This window comes from Variovorax atrisoli 110B (genome assembly GCF_000382045.1).
Taxonomy (GTDB): Bacteria; Pseudomonadota; Gammaproteobacteria; order Burkholderiales; family Burkholderiaceae_C; genus Variovorax; species Variovorax atrisoli.
Window position 1 is genome coordinate 229,712 of sequence record NZ_KB907452.1, and the last position, 19,170, is coordinate 248,881.

Consider the following 19,170-nt stretch of genomic DNA (forward strand, 5'->3'; position numbering starts at 1 on the left):
TGTCTCAGCCGCGGGAAACCCGGCCGGAGTCCTAGGCGTCGCGAACCCAGACCGCCCCGAAAGCCTCGCGCTCGACGTCTTCGAGCTTCGGCGAATGCCCGGCCCACAGCACCAGCGCGGCACCCGGCAGCGTGAGCGTCTGTTCCAGCTGGCGGCAGAGGTTCCAGCGGTCCTCGTCGTCGAGCCCCGGCAGCTCGACGAAGACGATGTAGGCGCGGCGCCACGGGAATTCGCGCAGGTTCTTGCGCACCAGCCAGGCCCGGGAGGCCGGCAGGCAGCGCACGAGGTCGGCCCGCAGCTCGCCCAGTTCGAAGTCGTTCAGGTCGTGCCGCGAAATCTGGCTGAAGAAGGGCGTGCCGGTGATCTCCTCCCAGGCGCGCGCCTCCGCCTCCTCCGCCTCCTTGAGGCGGCCGCGCCACAGCTTCAGCGCCTCTTCGTCGTGCGGGCCCGAGTCCGGGTCCTCCAGCGAGGCCACGGCGCTCTTGGCGGCCCACCACCGGCTGGCCGCGCCCGAACCGTGCAGTCGCTCGAGCACCGCGAGGCGCGCCTCGCGATCGCTCGCCGGCAGCATCTGGGCCAGTCCGCGCAGCGCGCCGGGGTGCTCGGGAGCGATCTGGAGCGCGCTCTCGTAGCGCACGCGCACGGGGGCGGACGGGTCGAGCCGCCGCTCGGAATCGGCCCATTCGACCATCTCGTCGGGCGTGTTGCGGTCGCCGCGGGCTGCCAGCACGGCGATGCGCTCGCGGATGCGCGAGCGGTGCGCATGGTGCTGCTTCCAGTCGGCGGCATGGGCGCGGCGCCACTGGCTGTCGAAATGCGCGATCCATTTCTTGCGGTCGGCCAGCATCTCGAGCGCAGGGCGCATCGACCACTCGGGCATGGTCGCAGTCTGGCCCAGCGCCTCCAGCCGGTCGCGCAGCACCGGGTGGGTGTCTTCCAGGTCGCTCACGCGGCGCATTGCCTCGCGCAGCGCCTGGCGGGCGAAGTTGTCGTCGGGGGGCGTGCGCACGCGCTTGCGCAGCGCCTCGAACGGCCCCGGCGGCAGCGGTTCGTGCTCGGCGCGGGCCCAGTGCCAGGGCCAGAACTCGTTGGCGTACCAGCTGGCCTTGATCGCGATCTCGGTCAGCGCGGCCGACGCCACCGACGTTCCCAGCAGCCGGCCCGCGATGCGGTCGGCCTCGTATTCGTCCTGCCGCGCCAGCGCGAAGGTCTTGGCGGCGAAGCGCGGAAAGTACCAGCGGAAGAAGGCTTGCGAGAACAGCGCCATCACGCCTTCGTTGCGCTGCAGGCTGGCATCGAGCTTGAGCCAGGACAGCCGGGTGCGGTAGATCCACGCGCTGAGCTGGCCGTGATTGCCGCGCAGGTGGCCGTATTCATGGGCCAGAACCGACAGCAGCCGCCGGCGGTCGAGCATCATCAGGAGCGGCAGGCCGATGCTCAGCGAATTGACGGCGCCGCCGAACAGGCCGAAGCGCGGCACCTGCCGGATGCTGGCGTTGAAGTCGTCATCGAGGTAGACGTGGTGGACCGGCGGCCCCTTGATGCGGGCGCGGATGCGATCCAGCGCCTCGAAAAGAGCGGGCGCGTCTTCCCGGCGCAGCTCGATGCCCTCGGGATCGTCGAAGCGCACCCACAGCGCGCGAAGCGTCGCCCACAGCAGTCCCAGGGCGAACAGCAGCAGCCAGCCGCGCGTGAAGTTGAAGCGCTGTTCGCCGATCGTGGAAAGGACCCAGGCGATGATGCCCACCGACAGCCCCAGGCAGCCCAGCACCCACAGGTAGCCGAGCGCGGCAAAGGCCGCGACGCTGCGTCGATAGCGCGCGCCGTCGTCCGCACTGGCATGCTCGCTCAGTCGAACCAGGTGAACAAAATCAGCGCGATCCATCCGACTCCAGTCAAATCAAGCCCGCCAGTTTTTTGAAGAAAGGCAAACCGCCGTTGAACGACGAAGACCTCCCTCCCCTGATCGAAACGCCCCCCGGCCGCTATCGCCACTACAAGGGCGGCGAATACGAAGTGCTCGGCACCGTGCGTCACAGCGAGACGCTGGAGCCGATGACGCTGTACCGTGCCCTGTACGGCGCGCACGGCCTCTGGGTCCGGCCGGCCGCCATGTTCGGCGAAACCGTGGAGATAGACGGCGTCGCCCGCAGAAGATTCACACCGATCTGACCAGCCAGGCTGCCAAAGTTCATCCTGCCTGGTCTGGTTGCTACCTTTTTCGCAGCAATCCGGAGAGGGTCAACCGCAGCGGACGTCCGTCACGCGGTTGCGGGCGTCGACGTCGAGGTTGAGCCGCCCGCCATTGAGTTCCATCGTGGTCGCTTCGCCCGGCTTGAGGACGCGAACCGTGCCGGCCCCGGCCCGCACACGGGCGGCTGCTTCGAGCTGCGGCGACAGCGGCTGGCCGACGGCGAAGCGGGCGCCGTCCGCATTGCACTGATACACCGGCTCCGGCGGCGGCGCAGGAGGTGCCGCGGGTGCGGGCGCAGGCGCCGGAGCGGCGCAGCCCGCCATCAGGGCAGCGCCTGCAAGCGCCAGCAGCAACGATTGGTTCTTCACTTTTCTGACTCCCGAAAACTCACCAATATAAACAACTTTACTCATTGTGACTCGATGTATCCGCGAGCCAACCGGCGATGGCTCGCGGATACAACAGATGCTCCTGCGAGAGCACCCGGGCAGCCAGCGCGGCCGCCGTGTCACCAGGCAGCACGGGCACCACCGCCTGCGCGAGGATCGGTCCGTGGTCGAGCTCAGTTGTTACCTGGTGCACCGTCACGCCAGCCACCTTGCAGCCCGCCTCGATGGCACGCTGGTGCGTGTTCAGCCCCGGAAATGCCGGCAGCAGTGAGGGATGGATGTTGACCAGCCGGCCGGCATAGCGGTTGACGAAGCCCGGTGTCAGGATGCGCATGAACCCCGCCAGCACCACCAGCGCCGGTTCGTAGCCGTCGACCACCTTCGCCAGCGCCTCGTCGAAGTCCTCGCGGGTGGCGAAATCCTTGTGCGGCACCACCGCGGTGTCGATGCCCTGGGCCCTGGCGATGGCCAAACCGCCAGCCTCGGCCTTGTTGCTCACGACGGCGGCGATGCGGGCGCCGAAGCGCTCGGCCCAGCGGTCGCGCCCGGCGGCGCGCACGATGGCCTCCATGTTGGAGCCGCCGCCGGAGATCAGGATCACGATGTTCTTCATGGGAGGCGGGATTATCCGTGCCCGGCATCCGCCACCTCGTCCGGCAAGCCGCGCTTGTCGCGGCGCGGACACCGCATCACAGCACGACCGTGCTAAAACCCGCGATTCCGGAGACACACCGACCGCGTCTGCGGTGGACCGATCAACACAGCGAGGCACGCATGGATTTGAGCTTCACACCCGAAGAACAGAAGTTCCGCGAAGAAGTTCGCGCCTGGGTCAAGGACAACCTTCCCAAGGAGATTTCTCACAAGGTACACAACGCGCTCGAACTGACGCGCGACGATCTGCAAGGCTGGGCCAAGATCCTCGGCAAGAAGGGCTGGCTCGGCTATGCCTGGCCGAAGGAATTCGGCGGCCCGGGCTGGACCGCCATCCAGCGCCACCTGTTCGAGGAAGAAACCGCCCTGGCCGGCGCGCCGCGCATCGTGCCCTTCGGCCCCGTGATGGTCGCGCCAGTGATCATGGCCTTCGGCAACGCGGAGCAGCAGAAGCGCTTCCTGCCCGGCATCGCCAGCGGCGAAGTCTGGTGGAGCCAGGGCTACAGCGAACCGGGCTCGGGCTCCGACTTGGCCTCGCTGAAGACCAAGGCCGAGCGCAAGGGCGACAAATACATCGTCAACGGCCAGAAGACCTGGACCACGCTCGGCCAGTACGGCGACTGGATGTTCAACCTCGTGCGCACCAGCAGCGAGGGCAAGCCCCAGACCGGCATCAGCTTCCTGCTGCTCGACATGAAGTCGCCCGGCGTCACCGTGCGCCCGATCAAGCTGCTCGACGGCAGCCACGAGGTCAACGAGGTGTTCTTCGACAACGTCGAGGTGCCCGCCGAGAACCTGATCGGCGAGGAGAACAAGGGCTGGACCTACGCCAAGCACCTGCTCTCGCACGAGCGCACCAACATCGCCGACGTGAACCGCGCCAAGCGCGAGCTCGAGCGCCTCAAGCGCATCGCCAAGGCCGAAGGCGCCTATGACGACCAGCGCTTCCGCGACGAGATCGCCAAGCTCGAAGTCGACATCGTCGCGCTCGAGATGATGGTGCTGCGCGTGCTCTCTGCCGCCACCTCGGGCAAGAACTCGCTGGACGTGGCGGGCCTGCTCAAGATCCGCGGCAGCGAGATCCAGCAGCGCTACAGCGAACTGATGATGCTGGCCGGCGGCGCCTACTCGCTGCCGCTGATCCGCGAGGCGATGGAAGCCGGCTGGCAGGGCAACTTCCCCGGCGGCAACCCGGCGCTCGCGCCGCTGGCGTCGACCTTCTTCAACATGCGCAAGACCACCATCTACGGTGGCTCGAACGAAGTGCAACGCAACATCGTCGCGCAGACGGTTCTGGGCTGAGGAGACAACGAGCATGGACTTCAATTTCACCGACGACCAGGAACAGCTGCGCGACGCGGTCCGCAAGTGGGTCGACAAGGGCTACGACTTCGAGCGCCGCCGCGGCATCGAGGCCAAGGGCGGCTTCTCGCGCGAAGCGTGGGACGAACTGGCCGAGCTCGGCCTGGGCGGCCTCTACATCAGCGAGGACGACGGCGGCCTGGGCATGGGTCCGGTCGCGGGCATGGTCGTCATGGAAGAACTGGGCCGCGGCATCGTGCTGGAGCCCTTCTCGCAGACGCTGATCGCCGGAGCGGTGCTCAGCGGCTACGCGGGCGCCGACACCAAGGAAAGCTGGCTGCCGCGCATCGCGGGCGGCCAGGCCATCGTGGTGCTGGCCTACCAGGAGCGCAAGGCGCGCTGGCGCCTCGACGTGTGCGAGGCGCACGCCGCCAAGGCTGGCGACGGCTGGTCGCTGACCGGCGCCAAGAGCGTGGTGCCCGTGGGCGATGAAGCCGATGCCTTCCTGGTGCCGGCCAAGGTCGACGGCAAGATCGCCCTCTTCCTGGTCGAGCGCAGCGCCAGCGGCGTGGAAGCGCGCGGCTACGGCACGCAGGACGGCTCCCGCGCCGCCGAGGTCGTGTTCGACAAGGCCGACGCCACGCTGCTGACGCTCGACGGCCTCGCCGCGCTCGAATACGCGGTGGACGTCGGCATCGCCGCCCTCTGCGCCGAAGGCGTGGGCGTGATGGACAAGACCGTGGACCTCACCGTCGAGTACCTGAACCAGCGCAAGCAGTTCGGCGTGGTCATCTCCAGCTTCCAGGCGCTGCGCCACCGCGTGGCCGACATGAAGATGCAGCTGGAGCTCGCCCGCTCGATGAGCTACTACGCCACGCTCAAGCTCAACGCCCCGGCCGATGAGCGCCGCCAGGCGCTGGCCCGCGCCAAGTACCAGCTCGGCGTGTCGATGCGCTACATCGCCGCGAATTCGGTGCAGCTGCACGGCGGCATCGGCGTGACCGACGAATACATCGGCAGCCACTACTTCCGCAAGCTCACGCAGATGGAAATGACCTTCGGCGACACGCTGCACCACCTGGGCGAAGTCTCCGCCCGCATGCAGGACACCGCCGGCGTCTTCGCCTAGGACAAGGCTCGCCCCCGGGCTGCGCGCACTTCGTGTCGCTGCGGCCCGGCGAAGCCGGCTCCGCGGTGTTCCGCTAGCATCCAACGCCCGCCCGCATCGCGCTGGCGGGCGTTTTCACTTGGCCCCTCACACCCGGACCCCAGGAACGAAACATGCAGACTCGCCGCTCTCTTCTGGTCGCCATGGCCGCCACCGGAACAACTGCCGCCATGCTGACCGCCTGCGCCACCTCTCCCACGCCTTCCTACACCGAGCGCCCGCCGATCGTGTTCATGCACGGCAACGGCGACTCGGCCGCGCTCTGGCAGACGACGATCTGGCGCTTCGAATCGAACGGCTGGCCGCGCGAACGGCTTTTCGCGGTGGACCAGCCCAACCCGGTGGCTCGCGACGATGACGCCGTGGCGCAACCCGGGCGCAGTTCGACCGGCGAATCGGCCGTGTTCCTCAAGACCGAGGTCGACAAGGTGCTGAAGGCCACGGGTGCGAGCAAGGTCGTGCTGATAGGCAACTCGCGCGGCGGAAACACCATCCGCAACTACGTGCAGAACGGCGGCGGCGCGGCGGTCGTGAGCCACGTGGTGCTGGGCGGCAACCCGGCGCATGGAATCTGGGCGGTGAAGGGCCTGCGCGAGAACAACGAGTTCTCGGGGCTCTCGGGCTTCATGCAGCAGCTCAACGCGCCGAAGGGACCGAACGGCGAGGAAGTCACGCCCGGCGTGAAATGGCTGACGCTGCGCTCCGACAACAACGACAAGTACGCGCAGCCCGACGGCGTGTGGATCGGCACTCCCGGCAAGCCGACCAACATCGGCTTCGACGGGCCCGCGCTCAAGGGCGCGACCAACATCGTGCTGCCGCGCGTCGACCACCGCGAGACCTCCTTCTCGCCCGCCGCCTTCGCCGCGACCTGGCAGTTCCTGACCGGGCAGGCGCCGCGCACCACCGAGGTCGCGCCCGAGGCGACCGTCGTGCTCAACGGCCGCGCGCTCGGTGCCGAGAACCTCCCGCTCAACGGTGCCACGGTCACCGTCTACGCGGTCGATCCAGCCACCGGCGCCCGGCTCGGCGAAGCGGTCTTCACCAAGTCCATCGGCGCCGACGGCCGCTGGGGGCCCTTCAAGGCGCGGGGAGACGCGGCCTACGAATTCGTGCTGGCCACGCCCAGCTACGGCACCACCCACATCTACCGCAGCCCCTTCCCGCGCAGCAGCGGCGTGGTGAACCTGAAGCCGGAGCGCGTCACGCCGGCCGACGGCAGCGCCGGCGCGGTCGTCGTCTTCACCCGGCCGCGCGGCTACTTCGACGCCCAGCGCGACACCATGCGCTTCGACGGGCAGAGCCCGCCAGCGGGCGTGCCGCCCAAGGGCTCGGGCGTGTCGAGCTCGCGGCTGCGTACCGCCGCCGCCGAACCACAACGCGCGGTGACGGGCGAATTCAACGGCGAGCGCATCACCGGCCTGACCTGGCCGGCAGCGAGGGAGCACGTGACGGTGCTCGAACTGACCTACTGAACAAGGCAAGGCAGGCCATGACAGACGGCACCGACGCTCCCTTCGTCCTGCAGTCGCGCGACACGCGCGGCGTGGTCACACTGACGCTGAACCGGCCGGCCGCGTTCAACGCGCTCTCCGAAGGCATGCTCGGCGCGCTCGAGCAGGCGCTGGGCGAAGTCACGGCCGACGGCGGCGTGCGCGCGGTGGTCATCGCCGGGGCAGGCAAGGCCTTCTGCGCCGGCCATGACCTGAAGGAGATGCGCGCCACGCCCTCGCTCGACTATTACGAGCAGCTGTTCGAGCGCTGCGGCGCGATGATGCTGTCGATACAGAAGCTGCCCGTACCGGTGATCGCGCGCGTGCACGGCATCGCGACGGCGGCGGGCTGCCAGCTGGTCGCGGTCTGCGACCTGGCGGTGGCTTCGAGCGACGCGCGCTTCGCTGTCAGCGGGGTGAACGTGGGCCTCTTCTGCGCCACGCCGAGCGTCACGCTTTCGCGCAACCTCGGGCGCAAGCAAGCCTTCGAGATGCTGGTGACGGGCGAATTCATCAGCGCGCAGGAGGCGCGCGAGAAGGGCCTGGTCAACCGCGTGGCTCCGGCCGGGGAACTGGATGCGACGGTCGAATCGCTGGTCGCCAGCATCGTCGCCAAGCCCCGCACCGCGCTCGCGCTGGGCAAGGCCCTCTTCTACCGCCAGCTCGAAACCGGCATCGAGGCAGCGCTGGCCGATGCCAGCCAGACCATGGCCTGCAACATGATGGACGAGAGCGCGCTGGAAGGCGTGCAGGCCTTCATCGAGAAGCGCCCGCCGGCCTGGAAGCGCTGATCAGGCGGCCGGTCAGCTAGGAATCGTGCAGCCGCGAGCTCTGCGGCAGGTGCGCCATCAAAAACTCCATCTGGTCCGCGAGGATGCGCCTGTTTCGCAGGATGAAGTCTTCCCAGAGGCTGGGCACGTAGGGCGCATACAGCAGCGGCATGCCGGCCTGCTCTGGCGTGCGGCTGCTCTTGCGGTGGTTGCAGGGCCTGCAGGCCGTGACCACGTTCATCCAGGTGTCGATGCCCCGCTGGGCGAACGGGATGATGTGCTCGCGCGTGAGTTCGTCTTCGTGGAAGTGGCCGCCGCAGTAGGCGCAGATGTTGCGGTCTCGCGCGAAGAGCTTGCTGTTGGTGAGGCCGGGGCGCAGCGCGAAGGGGTTGATGCGGGGCACGCCCTTGGTGCCGATGATGCTGTTGATCGCGATCTGCGACTGCTCGCCGGTGATCGCGTTGTGGCCGCCACGGAACACCGCCACCTGCGCACCCACTTCCCAGCGGACTTCGTCCGCGGCGTAGTGGATCACCGCCTGTTCCAGCGAAATCCATGACTGGGGCAGCCCTTGGGCCGACAGCTTCAAGACCTTCACACACGCCTCCTCGAAAAGGGAGAGAACACGGAAAGACCAGGGACACGGAGCGCGTTGGAGACCCACGCCGATCAACGCACTGCGTCACAATATACCGGCTTTGTGACAAATCGGCCTGATCCGCCCAATCGACGGGCGGAAGGCGCTATCAAAAAGATACTCACCGATGCAGGTTTTTCGTGGCTTCCGGCACCCTGGCGTTGCCCCCGCCTGCGCCCTCACCATTGGCAATTTCGACGGCGTGCACCGCGGCCACCAGGCCATGCTCGCACTCTTGCAGACCGAGGCCCGCCAGCGCGGGCTGCCGAGCTGCGTGCTCACATTCGAGCCCCATCCGCGGGACTATTTCGCCGCCGTCACCAAGAAGCCCGACCTCGCGCCGGCGCGCATCGGCACGCTGCGCGACAAGCTCAGCGAACTGGCCGCCTGCGGCGTGACGCAGACCGTCGTGCTGCCCTTCGACGCCCGGCTGGCCTCCCAGTCGCCGGAGGAATTCATCCAGAAGGTGCTGATCGACGGCCTGGGCGCGCGCTACGTGCTGGTGGGCGACGACTTCCGCTTCGGCGCCAGGCGGGCCGGTGACTACGCCATGCTCGACGCGGCCGGCGATACCCACGGCTTCGACGTGGCGCGCATGAACAGCTACGAGGTGCACGGCCTGCGGGTGTCCAGCTCCGCCGTGCGCGAGGCGCTGGCCGAAGGCCGCATGGCCGACGCCCACACCCTGCTGGGCCGTCCGTACGCCATCTCGGGCCACGTGGTCCACGGCCGCAAGCTGGGCCGCGCGCTGGGCGCCTCGGCGCCGGGCAAGGACGATGGCTTTCGCACCCTCAACCTGCGCTTCAAGCATTGGAAGCCGGCCGCCAGCGGCATCTTCGCGGTGCTGGTGCACAGCCTGTCCGAGCGGCCGCTGCCGGGCGTGGCCAACCTGGGCGTGCGCCCTTCGCTGGACGCCAACGACGTCAACGGCGGGCGGGTGCTGCTCGAAACCCATTGCCTGGAGTGGCCCTCCCATCTGGGAGCCGAAGGGGCCTACGGTAAAATCGTCCGCGTGGAACTCCTGCACAAACTGCACGACGAATTGCGCTACACCAGCCTCGAGGCCCTCACCGCGGGCATCGCGAAGGATGGCCGCGACGCTCGCGCGTTCTTCGCATCGACCCACGCCGAAACCCACCGCCAGACCACGCGGGACCGAATTTAGCCCTGCACGCACCGTGCTGCCGCCCTTCGACAAGCTCAGGGCGAACGGCTTCACCTTCCGCACCGACACGCTTCATGCAGTTCGGGCTGAGCCTGTCCAAGCCCCCTCTGTTTCGCACCCAACATGTCTGACGCCGCTTCCCCCAAAGACTACCGTTCCACGCTGAACCTGCCCGACACCCCCTTCCCGATGCGCGGCGACCTGCCCAAGCGCGAGCCGGGCTGGGTGAAGGAATGGAATGACGAAGGTGTCTACCACCGCCTGCGCGACGCCCGCCACGGCGCGCCCAAGTTCATCCTGCACGACGGCCCGCCCTACGCCAACGGCCAGATCCACATGGGCCACGCGGTGAACAAGATCCTGAAGGACATGATCACCAAGGCGCGCCAGCTCGAAGGCTACGACGCGCTCTACGTGCCCGGCTGGGACTGCCACGGCCTGCCGATCGAGAACGCCATCGAAAAGCAGTACGGCCGCAACCTCAGCCGCGATGAGATGCAAGCCAAGAGCCGCGCCTTCGCCACCGGGCAGATCGCCCAGCAGATGGCCGACTTCCAGCGCCTGGGCGTGCTGGGCGAATGGGACCATCCCTACAAGACGATGGACTTCGCCAACGAGGCCGGCGAGCTGCGCGCCTTCAAGCGCGTGATCGAGCGCGGCTTCGTCTACCGCGGCCTCAAGCCGGTGTACTGGTGCTTCGACTGCGGCTCGTCGCTGGCGGAGTTCGAGATCGAGTACGCCGACAAGAAGAGCCAGACCGTCGACGTCGCCTTCAAGGCGCACGACCGCGAGAAGGTGCTCAAGGCCTTCGGCACCGACCACACGATCCTGGGCGACATCTTCGCCGTGATCTGGACCACCACCGCCTGGACCATCCCCGCCAACCAGGCGATCAACCTGAACCCCGAGCTCGAGTACTCGCTGGTCGACACCGAGCGCGGCCTGCTGATCCTGGCCAACTCGCTGGTCGAGATGTGCATGACGCGCTACGCGCTCGACGGCAAGGTGCTGGCCACGGTCAAGGGCGAGAAGCTCGGCGGCCTCGAGTTCGAGCATCCGCTGTACGACGCGGACGCCGGCTACAGGCGCCTGTCGCCGGTGTACCTGGCCGACTACGCCACCGCCACCGACGGCACGGGCCTGGTCCACTCCTCGCCCGCGTACGGCCTGGACGACTTCAACTCCTGCGTCGCCCACGGCGTGGCCTACGACGACATCCTGAACCCGGTGCAGGGCAACGGCAGCTACGCGCCCGACTTCCCGCTCTTCGGCGGCCAGAACATCTGGAAGGCCGTGCCGGAGATCATCGCCGCGCTGCGCGATGCCAACCGCCTGCTGACCACCGAGACCATCACCCACAGCTACCCGCACTGCTGGCGCCACAAGACGCCGGTGATCTACCGCGCGGCCGCGCAGTGGTTCATCCGCATGGACGAGGGCGAGGGCGTGTTCACCAAGGACAAGGCGCCCAAGACGCTGCGCCAGACCGCGCTCGACGCCATCGAGCAGACCAGCTTCTACCCCGAGAACGGCAAGGCGCGCCTGCACGACATGATCGCCGGACGGCCCGACTGGTGCATCTCGCGCCAGCGCAGCTGGGGCGTGCCGATCCCGTTCTTCCTGCACAAGGACTCGGGCGAGCTGCACCCGCGCACCATGGAGATCCTCGACCAGGCCGCCGACATCGTCGAGAAGGGCGGCATCGAGGCCTGGAGCCGCGTCACCGTCGAGGAAATCCTCGGGGCGGAGGACGCGCCGCACTACACCAAGAGCACCGACATCCTCGAGGTGTGGTTCGATTCGGGCTCGACCTTCTCGCACGTGCTGCGCGGCACGCACCCCACCGTGCACCACGAGACGGGGCCCGAGGCCGACCTGTACCTCGAAGGCCACGACCAGCACCGCGGATGGTTCCATTCGTCGCTGCTCATCGCCTGCGCGCTGGAAGACCGCGCGCCGTACAAGGGCCTGCTGACGCACGGCTTCACGGTCGATGCCAAGGGCATCAAGATGAGCAAGTCGCTCAAGAACGGCATCGACCCGCAGGAAATCAGCAGCAAGCTGGGCGCGGAGATCATCCGCCTGTGGGTGGCCGCGAGCGACTACTCGGGCGACATCGCGGGCGACGACAAGATCCTGGCGCGCGTGGTCGACGCCTACCGCCGCATCCGCAACACGCTGCGCTTCCTGCTCGCGAACACCAGCGACTTCGACATCGAGAAGGACGGCGTGCCGCTCGACCAGCTGTTCGAGATCGACCGCTACGCGCTGTCGCGCGCCGCGCAGTTCCAGGCCGAGATCCTCGCGCACTACAAGGTGTACGAGTTCCACCCGGTGGTGGCCAAGCTGCAGATCTACTGCTCGGAAGACCTGGGCGGCTTCTACCTCGACATCCTGAAGGACCGCCTCTACACCACGGCCCCGGGTTCGCTGGCGCGCCGCAGTGCGCAGACGGCCCTGTGGCACATCGCGCAGGCGATGCTGCGCTGGATGGCGCCCTTCCTGAGCTTCACCGCCGAGGAAGCCTGGAAGATCGTGGGCACCGGCAAGCCGGGCGACTCGATCTTCACGCAGACCTACAGCCAGTTCGCCGCGCCCGACGAGGCGCTGCTGGCCAAGTGGAACCGCATCCGCGAGATCCGCGACGTGGTCAACAAGGACATCGAGGCCGTGCGCGCCGAAGGCAAGGTCGGCTCGTCGCTGCAGGCCAACCTGCAGCTGACGGCCCCGGCCGACGACTTCGCGCTGCTGGGCTCGCTGGGCGAGGACCTGAAGTTCGTCTTCATCACCTCCGCCATCGCGCTGGCCGCGGGCGAGACGCTCTCGACGGTGGTCACGCCGAGCGCCGCGCAGAAGTGCGAGCGCTGCTGGCACTACCGCGACGACGTGGGCCACGACCCGGCCCATCCGACGATCTGCGGGCGCTGCACCAGCAACCTGTTCGGCGCAGGCGAATCGCGGAGCGTTGCCTGATGGCCGCCGCCCGTTCCATGTCGTCCGCCTCGCGTTCGCGCGGCGGCAGCATCTGGCCCTGGCTCGGGCTGGCGGTGATCATTGTGATCATCGACCAGTTCACCAAGACGCTGATCCTGGGCTACTACAAGCTGGGCGACGCGACCTACGTCACGAGCTTCTTCAACGTGGTGCGCGCCCACAACACGGGCGCCGCCTTTTCGTTCCTCGCCGACCACTCGGGCTGGCAGCGCTGGCTGTTCACCGCCATCGGCGTGGGCGCGGCGGTGTTCATCGTGTGGATGCTGAAGTCGCACGCGGGGCAGAAGCTGTTTTCGTTCTCCATGGCCTGCATCTTGGGCGGCGCCATCGGCAACGTGGTCGACCGGATGATGCACGGCTACGTGGTCGACTTCCTGAGCTTCCACGCGGGCAACTGGTACTTCCCGGCCTTCAACGCGGCCGACAGCGCCATCACGCTCGGGGCGATCTGCCTGATCGTCGACGAGATCCGGCGGGTCCGCCGGGGCAAGTAAAGCTCACCGAAATCCAGAACAAGGGGCCCGCGGGGCCCCTTTTCTTTTGGCCCGCACTGCCTGCGAAAGCCGAGGGTTTCTCCCGCTTTCTCGCCATGTCATAACAAAGTCATACTGCCGCGGTTCAATGTAAACGATTACATGAGCACCGCACGATGAGCATCCAAGCCGTTGCAGCCAAAGCCGGGGTCTCGGTGGCCACCGTCTCGCGCGCCTTCAATTTTCCGGACAAGGTGACGCCCGCCACGCGCGAGCTGGTGGAACGCGTGGCGCGCGAGCTCAACTACGTGCCGAACGCCAGCGCCCGCACCCTGCGCACCCAGCGCAGCCGTGTGCTCGGCGTGGTGCTGCCCACCCTGCTGAACCCGACCTTCGCCGAATGCCTGCAGGGCATCGCGCGCGCGGCCATCGCCGGGGGCTACGCGATCATCCCCGTCACCACCGGCTACCGGATCGAAGAAGAGGAGCGCGCAGTGCATCTGCTGCTCGCGGGCAGCGTCGACGGCCTGATCCTCGTGGTGTCGAACCCCTCGACCTCGGCCGCCCTGCCCCGCCTGCAGGCGGCCGGCGTGCCCTACGTGCTGGCCTACAACCGCCACCCCGCGCACCCCTGCGTGTCGGTCGACAGCGAAAGCGCGGTGGCCGATGCGGTCGCGCGGCTGGTGCTGCTGGGCCACCGGCGCATCGCGATGGTCAGCGGCACGCTCGCCGCCTCCGACCGCGCGCAGCAGCGCTATCGCGGCTTTCGCAAGGGCATGGCCGAAGCGGGCCTGCCGCCGCCTGCGCTGATCGAGGTGCCTTTCGTCGAAACCGCGGTGGATGCGCTCTCGAAGCAGCTGCAGGCGCGCAACCGCCCCACGGCACTGATCTGCTCGAACGACCTGCTGGCCATCCGCAGCATCCGGGCCGCGCACCTCAGCGGGCTTTCCGTGCCGGGCGACCTCAGCGTGGTCGGCTTCGACGGCATCGCGCTCGGCGAAGACCTCACGCCCGCGCTCACCACCATCGCCCAGCCCAACAGCGACATCGGCCGCCACAGCGTGGAGCTGCTGATCCAGGCCATGGCCAGCGGCGCCGCGCTGCAGGCCGACGCGAGCCTGCTGCTTGCGCATTCATTTCGAGACGGCGAGTCGTGCGCCTCGGCGCACGAGAACGAAAACGACAGCCAGGACAACAACGCCGCAATTCCCTGACCCTCAAGAACCCCCGTTACCTGCCTACATCCATCCAAGGAGCCTTTCGATCATGTCTCTTCGCTTCCACCGCCTGGCCCGCCTCGGCCTGCTCGCCGCCACGCTCGCAGCCGGCAGCGCCATGGCCCAGACCGCCATCTGCTACAACTGCCCGACCGAATGGGCCGACTGGGGCACCCAGCTCAAGGCCATCAAGGCCAAGACGGGCATCACCGTGCCGCCGGACAACAAGAACTCCGGCCAGTCGCTTGCGCAGCTGGCCGCCGAGAAGGCCAGCCCCGTCGCCGACGTCACCTACCTCGGCGTGACCTTCGCGGTGCAGGCCGCCAAGGACGGGCTGGTCGAGCCCTACAAGCCGGCCGCCTGGAAAGACATCCCCGACGGCCTGAAGGACCCGGCCGGCAACTGGTTCACCATCCACTCGGGCACGCTGGGCTTCATGGTCAACGTCGACGCGCTCAAGGGCAAGCCGGTGCCGAAGTCGTGGGCCGACCTGCTCAAGCCCGAGTACAAGGGCCTGATCGGCTACCTCGACCCGGCCTCGGCCTTCGTCGGCTACGTCGGCGCGGTCGCGGTGAACGAGGCGCGCGGCGGCACGCTCGACAACTTCAAGCCGGCCATCGACTACTTCAAGGCGCTGCAGAAGAACGAGCCCATCGTGCCGAAGCAGACCTCCTATGCGCGCGTGCTCTCGGGCGAGATCGCGATCCTGCTCGACTACGACTTCAACGCCTACCGCGCCAAGTACAAGGACAAGGCCAACGTCGCCTTCGTGATCCCGAGCGAAGGCACGCTGGCCGTTCCCTACGTCATGAGCCTGGTCGCCAAGGCACCGCACGCGGCCGACGCGAAGAAGGTGCTCGACTTCACCCTGTCCGACGAAGGCCAGGCGATCTGGGCCAAGGCCTACCTGCGCCCGGTGCGCGCCAGCGCCATGCCCAAGGACATCGAGTCCCAGTTCCTGCCGGCCAGCGAGTACACGCGTGCCAAGAGCGTGGACTATGGCCGCATGGCCGCCGCGCAGAAGGCCTTCTCCGACGAGTACCTGAAGGAAGTCCGCTGAGCGGATGCCGCGCGCGATGACGCAAGCCATTTCCATGAACGCCTCCAGCGCCTCCGACGTGCCGAACGCCTGGAACCCGCGCTGGCGCCTGCTGGCCTGTGTCGCGCCCGCGGCCGCCTTCTTCGCGGCCTTCTGGCTGCTGCCGGTGGTGCGCCTGCTGGCGCTGCCCGCCGGCAAGGGCTGGGCCACCTACTTCGCGGTGCTGACCGATGCGCGCTACCTCGCGAGCATGGTCAACACCGTCGTGCTCTCGGTCACCGTGACGCTGGCCACGCTGGTGCTGGGCGCGGCCGTGGGCATCTACCTCTCGCGCCGCGCCTTCGTGGGCAAGCGCGTGCTTCTGTCGCTGCTCACGCTGCCGCTGTCGTTCCCCGGCGTGATCATCGGCTTCTTCGTGATCCTGCTCGGCGGACGCCAGGGCGTGGTGGCGGACATTGGCGACACGCTGTTCGGCGAGCGCATCACCTTCGCCTACGGACTGCTCGGCCTGTTCCTGGCATACCTGTATTTCTCGCTGCCGCGCGCCATCGCCACCTATGCCGCAGCGGCCGAGTCGATGAACATGCAGCTGGAGGAAGCCGCGCGCTCGCTCGGCGCCTCGCGGCTGCGCGTGGCGCGCGACGTGTGGCTGCCCGAGCTGGCGCCGACCACGCTGGCCTGCGGTGCGATCCTGTTCGCGACCTCGATGGGCGCCTTCGGCACGGCCTTCACGCTGGCCAGCAAGTTCGAGGTGATCCCGATCACGATCTACAACGAGTTCACCAACTACGCCAACTTCGCACTGGCCGCATCGCTGTCGATCGCGCTGGGCGTCGTGACCTGGCTGGTGCTTTTCATGGCGCGACGCTTCGGCGCCAACCCCGTCGCACGCTGAGGTTCGCATCATGCACAAGAACACTCAACCGAAGGCTCCCTTCCTCTTCGCGGTGACGCTGATCGTGAGCCTCTTCATGATCGCGCCGATGCTGCTGTCGGTGATGGCGGGCCTGGTCAACAACTACAGCACGGGCATCAAGAGCGGCTTCACGCTGCGCTGGCTGGCCGAGGTGTGGGAGAACTACGGCGGCACCGTGGGCTGGTCGCTCGCGCTGGCCATCGCCTGCGTCGCCGGCACCGTGCTGCTGGGCGTGCCCTGCGCCTATGCGCTGGCGCGCAGCCGCTCGCGCGCCGCCCGCATCTTCGAGGAACTGCTGACGCTGCCGGTCGCGGTGCCGGGGCTGGCCACGGCGCTGGCGCTGATCCTCGCCTACGGGCAGCTCACGGCCTTCCGGCAGAGCTTCGCGTTCATCCTCGTGGGGCACATCGTCTTCACGCTGCCCTTCATGGTGCGCACCGTGGGCTCGGCCTTCCAGCGCGACGAGCTGCTCGCGCTCGAGGAAGCCGCGCGCTCGCTGGGCGCGAACTTCCGCCAGCGCTTCATGGGCATCCTGGTGCCGGCCGTGTTCCCGGCCATCGTGGCCGGCAGCCTGATGGTGTTCACGCTCTCGGTGGGCGAGTTCAACCTCACCTGGATGCTGCACACGCCGCTCACCCGCACGCTGCCCGTGGGCCTGGCCGACAGCTACGCCTCGATGCGCATCGAGATCGGATCGGCCTACACGCTGGTCTTCTTCGCCGTCATCCTCCCGGTGCTGTGGGGCCTGCAGCACCTTGCAAACCTGATCCAGAAACATCATGGAACTTGAACGCATCCCCATCGACATCGCCAACTGCGCGAAGACCTATGCAGACGGCACGCGCGGCCTGCAGCCCACCAGCCTGCGCGTGGAAGCCGGCGAGGTGCTCGCGCTGCTCGGCCCCTCGGGCTGCGGCAAGACCACGCTGCTGCGGCTGATCGCCGGGCTGGAGTCGCCCGACGCGGGCAGCCGCATCGTGTTCGGCGACCAGGACGTCACCCAGCGCCCCGTGGAGCAGCGCGGCGTGGGCATGGTGTTCCAGAGCTACGCGCTCTTTCCGCAGATGACCGTGGCGGCCAACATCGGCTACGGCCTGCGCATCCGGGGCGTGTCGGCCCAGGAAGAAAAGCGCAGCGTCGGCGAGCTGGTCGACCTGGTGCGCCTGGGCGGCCTGGAGAACAAGCGCCCCGCCGAGCTCTCCGGCGGCCAGCGCCAGCGCGTGGCCCTGGCGCGCGCGGTGGCGGTGCGCCCGCGCGTGCTGCTGCTCGACGAGCCGCTGGCCGCGCTAGACGCCAAGCTCAAGGAGTCGCTGCGCGACGAACTGGCCGAGCTGTTGCGCCGGCTGCACATCACGGCCATCCACGTCACCCACGACCAGCAGGAGGCGCTGGCCATCGCCGACCGGCTCGCGGTGATGCGCGCCGGCCGCATCGTGCAGGTGGGCCGCGGCGAGGATCTGTACCGCGCGCCCGCGCATCCCTTCGTGGCCGAGTTCCTGGGCCGGGTCAACCGGCTGGAGCGCGGGCAGGACGCCATCGCCCAGGGCGTTGTCCGACTCGGAGGAACGACCCTGCCCTGCCCCCCGGCGTGGCAGAGCCATGCGATTCTGCTGGTGCGGCCCGAGGACATCGAGGTCGGCTCGCCCCGGCTCGACTGGGGCGCTGCGATCGTCGAGCGCCGCACCTTCCTCGGCGACCGCGTGCAGCTGCATCTGCGCGCACAGGACCAGCCCGTGCTGGTGGCCGACGTGGGGCGCGACAATCCTTTCGGACCGGGCGACACGGTGGGTCTTCGCATCCAGCCGGAACGCCTGATGACGTCGCAGGAAGTCATCGCATGACGACAGCAGAAACCCGCAACAACACCATCCTGGTCCAGCTCACCGACCTGCACATCCGCGAGCCGGGCCGGCTGGCCTATGGGCGCATCGATACGGCCCCGTACCTGGAGCGCGCGGTGCAGTCGGTGCTTGCGCTGCGCCAGCAGCCCGACGCGGTGGTCGTCACCGGCGACCTCACCGACTTCGGCCGCGCCGCCGAGTACGAGCACCTCGCCCGCCTGCTGGCACCGCTGACCATGCCGGTCTACCTGATGCCCGGCAACCACGACGACCGCGACCAGCTGCGCCGCAGCTTTCCCGGCCGCGCCTACCTGGGCGCGGACGGCGACGGCTTCATCCAGTATTCGGTGCGTGTCGGCGCGCTGCGGCTGCTGACCCTCGACACCTGCGTGCCACACGCCAGCCACGGCGCGCTGTGCGAGAAGCGCCTGGCCTGGCTCGAAGCGCAACTCGACGCCTGCCGAGGCGAGCCGGTCGTCATCGCCATGCACCATCCGCCCTTCGAGACGCTGATCGGCCACATGGACGAGATCGGCCTGCTGGAAGGCGCCGAGGCGCTCGAAGCGCTGGTCTCGCGCCACCCGAACGTCGAGCGCATCATCTGCGGCCACCTGCACCGCGCCATCGACGTGCGCTTCGGCGGCACTATCGCCTCGACCTCGCCGGCGCAGGCCCACCAGGTATGCCTCGACCTGGCGCCCGACGCCGACTCGGCCTGGACGCTGGAGCCGCCATCGTTCCGGGTGCACGCCTGGTCCGCCCGCGGGCGGCGGCTCGTCACCCACCTGGCCGCCTCGGGCAGCTTCGAGGGGCCCTACCCATTCCACGACAACGGAGCGTTGATCGACTGAAGCTCCTACTTGTGGAAAATGGGGTCGAAACGAAAAACAACGAAAAGAAAGGATAGAGCCCGACCTC

At 68.3% G+C, this 19,170-nt stretch carries 18 protein-coding genes; 14 read left to right on the forward strand and 4 right to left on the reverse strand.

The genetic code is table 11. The features are described from left to right. Positions 1–31: 31 nt before the first annotated feature. Positions 32–1,885, reverse strand: a complete 1,854-nt coding sequence (locus G369_RS0112145) for a M48 family metallopeptidase (protein WP_019654273.1) — start codon at positions 1,883–1,885, stop codon at positions 32–34. A 53-nt stretch (positions 1,886–1,938) separates the two neighbouring features. Here G369_RS0112145 and G369_RS0112150 point away from each other — a divergent pair, with 53 nt between their 5' ends. Next, a complete protein-coding gene (locus G369_RS0112150; protein ID WP_019654274.1) occupies positions 1,939–2,172 on the forward strand; it encodes a DUF1653 domain-containing protein in 234 nt (77 codons plus the stop codon). 69 nt (positions 2,173–2,241) lie between these two features. Here G369_RS0112150 and G369_RS0112155 read toward each other — a convergent pair whose 3' ends face one another. Beyond that, entirely contained in the window at positions 2,242–2,562 is a 321-nt protein-coding gene (locus G369_RS0112155) for an I78 family peptidase inhibitor (protein WP_019654275.1), read from the reverse strand. Between the two features lie 37 nt (positions 2,563–2,599). Further along, positions 2,600–3,196, reverse strand: a complete 597-nt coding sequence (gene purN / locus G369_RS0112160; RefSeq protein WP_019654276.1) for a phosphoribosylglycinamide formyltransferase — start codon at positions 3,194–3,196, stop codon at positions 2,600–2,602. 161 nt (positions 3,197–3,357) lie between these two features. On the opposite strand from purN, the gene G369_RS0112165 reads away from it, so the two are divergent. From G369_RS0112165 to G369_RS0112180, 4 genes are all read left to right on the forward strand, one after another. Beyond that, positions 3,358–4,539 carry an acyl-CoA dehydrogenase family protein gene (locus G369_RS0112165; protein ID WP_019654277.1) on the forward strand — a complete coding sequence of 394 codons (1,182 nt, stop codon included), beginning with the start codon at positions 3,358–3,360 and terminating at the stop codon, positions 4,537–4,539. Positions 4,540–4,552: 13 nt separating this feature from the next. After that, positions 4,553–5,668 (forward strand): acyl-CoA dehydrogenase family protein, encoded by a 1,116-nt coding sequence (locus tag G369_RS0112170; protein WP_019654278.1) that lies wholly within the window; start codon positions 4,553–4,555, stop codon positions 5,666–5,668. A 152-nt stretch (positions 5,669–5,820) separates the two neighbouring features. Then, positions 5,821–7,182 carry an alpha/beta fold hydrolase gene (locus G369_RS0112175; RefSeq protein ID WP_019654279.1) on the forward strand — a complete coding sequence of 454 codons (1,362 nt, stop codon included), beginning with the start codon at positions 5,821–5,823 and terminating at the stop codon, positions 7,180–7,182. 17 nt (positions 7,183–7,199) lie between these two features. Beyond that, entirely contained in the window at positions 7,200–7,991 is a 792-nt protein-coding gene (locus tag G369_RS0112180) for an enoyl-CoA hydratase (protein ID WP_019654280.1), read from the forward strand. A 16-nt stretch (positions 7,992–8,007) separates the two neighbouring features. On the opposite strand, the gene G369_RS0112185 is transcribed toward G369_RS0112180, so the two are convergent. After that, the gene (locus G369_RS0112185; protein ID WP_019654281.1) at positions 8,008–8,568 is read right to left on the reverse strand and encodes an HNH endonuclease; all 561 of its coding nucleotides are present in this window, start codon (positions 8,566–8,568) and stop codon (positions 8,008–8,010) included. A gap of 166 nt (positions 8,569–8,734) precedes the next feature. Here G369_RS0112185 and G369_RS0112190 point away from each other — a divergent pair, with 166 nt between their 5' ends. From G369_RS0112190 to G369_RS0112230, 9 genes are all read left to right on the forward strand, one after another. Next, on the forward strand, positions 8,735–9,772 hold the full coding sequence (locus G369_RS0112190; RefSeq protein WP_019654282.1) for a bifunctional riboflavin kinase/FAD synthetase: 1,038 nt from the start codon (positions 8,735–8,737) through the stop codon (positions 9,770–9,772). A 123-nt stretch (positions 9,773–9,895) separates the two neighbouring features. After that, a complete protein-coding gene (gene ileS / locus G369_RS0112195; protein WP_019654283.1) occupies positions 9,896–12,745 on the forward strand; it encodes an isoleucine--tRNA ligase in 2,850 nt (949 codons plus the stop codon). Further along, positions 12,745–13,260: a signal peptidase II gene (lspA, locus tag G369_RS0112200; protein ID WP_019654284.1), complete on the forward strand. Its 516-nt coding sequence runs from the start codon at positions 12,745–12,747 to the stop codon at positions 13,258–13,260. Before ileS ends, lspA begins: the two co-directional genes overlap by 1 nt. A gap of 155 nt (positions 13,261–13,415) precedes the next feature. Next, entirely contained in the window at positions 13,416–14,453 is a 1,038-nt protein-coding gene (locus G369_RS0112205; protein ID WP_019654285.1) for a LacI family DNA-binding transcriptional regulator, read from the forward strand. 52 nt (positions 14,454–14,505) lie between these two features. Next, positions 14,506–15,516 (forward strand): ABC transporter substrate-binding protein, encoded by a 1,011-nt coding sequence (locus G369_RS0112210; RefSeq protein ID WP_019654286.1) that lies wholly within the window; start codon positions 14,506–14,508, stop codon positions 15,514–15,516. 34 nt (positions 15,517–15,550) lie between these two features. Continuing rightward, positions 15,551–16,390 (forward strand): ABC transporter permease, encoded by an 840-nt coding sequence (locus G369_RS0112215; protein WP_026346338.1) that lies wholly within the window; start codon positions 15,551–15,553, stop codon positions 16,388–16,390. Positions 16,391–16,400: 10 nt separating this feature from the next. Then, on the forward strand, positions 16,401–17,201 hold the full coding sequence (locus G369_RS0112220) for an ABC transporter permease (protein ID WP_019654288.1): 801 nt from the start codon (positions 16,401–16,403) through the stop codon (positions 17,199–17,201). Beyond that, positions 17,191–18,252: an ABC transporter ATP-binding protein gene (locus tag G369_RS0112225; protein ID WP_019654289.1), complete on the forward strand. Its 1,062-nt coding sequence runs from the start codon at positions 17,191–17,193 to the stop codon at positions 18,250–18,252. The genes G369_RS0112220 and G369_RS0112225 overlap by 11 nt, the downstream gene beginning before the upstream one ends. After that, entirely contained in the window at positions 18,249–19,103 is an 855-nt protein-coding gene (locus G369_RS0112230; protein ID WP_019654290.1) for a phosphodiesterase, read from the forward strand. The genes G369_RS0112225 and G369_RS0112230 overlap by 4 nt, the downstream gene beginning before the upstream one ends. The last annotated feature ends 67 nt before the right edge of the window (positions 19,104–19,170 follow it).

Bases quoted from the DNA above. Each gene is read 5' to 3' on its own strand.
- G369_RS0112145 (WP_019654273.1), bottom strand. From the start codon at position 1,885: ATGGATCGCGCTGATTTTGTTCACCTGGTTCGACTGAGCGAGCATGCC.
- purN (WP_019654276.1), bottom strand. From the start codon at position 3,196: ATGAAGAACATCGTGATCCTGATCTCCGGCGGCGGCTCCAACATGGAG.
- G369_RS0112165 (WP_019654277.1), top strand. From the start codon at position 3,358: ATGGATTTGAGCTTCACACCCGAAGAACAGAAGTTCCGCGAAGAAGTT.
- G369_RS0112170 (WP_019654278.1), top strand. From the start codon at position 4,553: ATGGACTTCAATTTCACCGACGACCAGGAACAGCTGCGCGACGCGGTC.
- G369_RS0112175 (WP_019654279.1), top strand. From the start codon at position 5,821: ATGCAGACTCGCCGCTCTCTTCTGGTCGCCATGGCCGCCACCGGAACA.
- G369_RS0112180 (WP_019654280.1), top strand. From the start codon at position 7,200: ATGACAGACGGCACCGACGCTCCCTTCGTCCTGCAGTCGCGCGACACG.
- G369_RS0112190 (WP_019654282.1), top strand. From the start codon at position 8,735: ATGCAGGTTTTTCGTGGCTTCCGGCACCCTGGCGTTGCCCCCGCCTGC.
- ileS (WP_019654283.1), top strand. From the start codon at position 9,896: ATGTCTGACGCCGCTTCCCCCAAAGACTACCGTTCCACGCTGAACCTG.
- lspA (WP_019654284.1), top strand. From the start codon at position 12,745: ATGGCCGCCGCCCGTTCCATGTCGTCCGCCTCGCGTTCGCGCGGCGGC.
- G369_RS0112205 (WP_019654285.1), top strand. From the start codon at position 13,416: ATGAGCATCCAAGCCGTTGCAGCCAAAGCCGGGGTCTCGGTGGCCACC.
- G369_RS0112210 (WP_019654286.1), top strand. From the start codon at position 14,506: ATGTCTCTTCGCTTCCACCGCCTGGCCCGCCTCGGCCTGCTCGCCGCC.
- G369_RS0112215 (WP_026346338.1), top strand. From the start codon at position 15,551: ATGAACGCCTCCAGCGCCTCCGACGTGCCGAACGCCTGGAACCCGCGC.
- G369_RS0112220 (WP_019654288.1), top strand. From the start codon at position 16,401: ATGCACAAGAACACTCAACCGAAGGCTCCCTTCCTCTTCGCGGTGACG.
- G369_RS0112225 (WP_019654289.1), top strand. From the start codon at position 17,191: ATGGAACTTGAACGCATCCCCATCGACATCGCCAACTGCGCGAAGACC.
- G369_RS0112230 (WP_019654290.1), top strand. From the start codon at position 18,249: ATGACGACAGCAGAAACCCGCAACAACACCATCCTGGTCCAGCTCACC.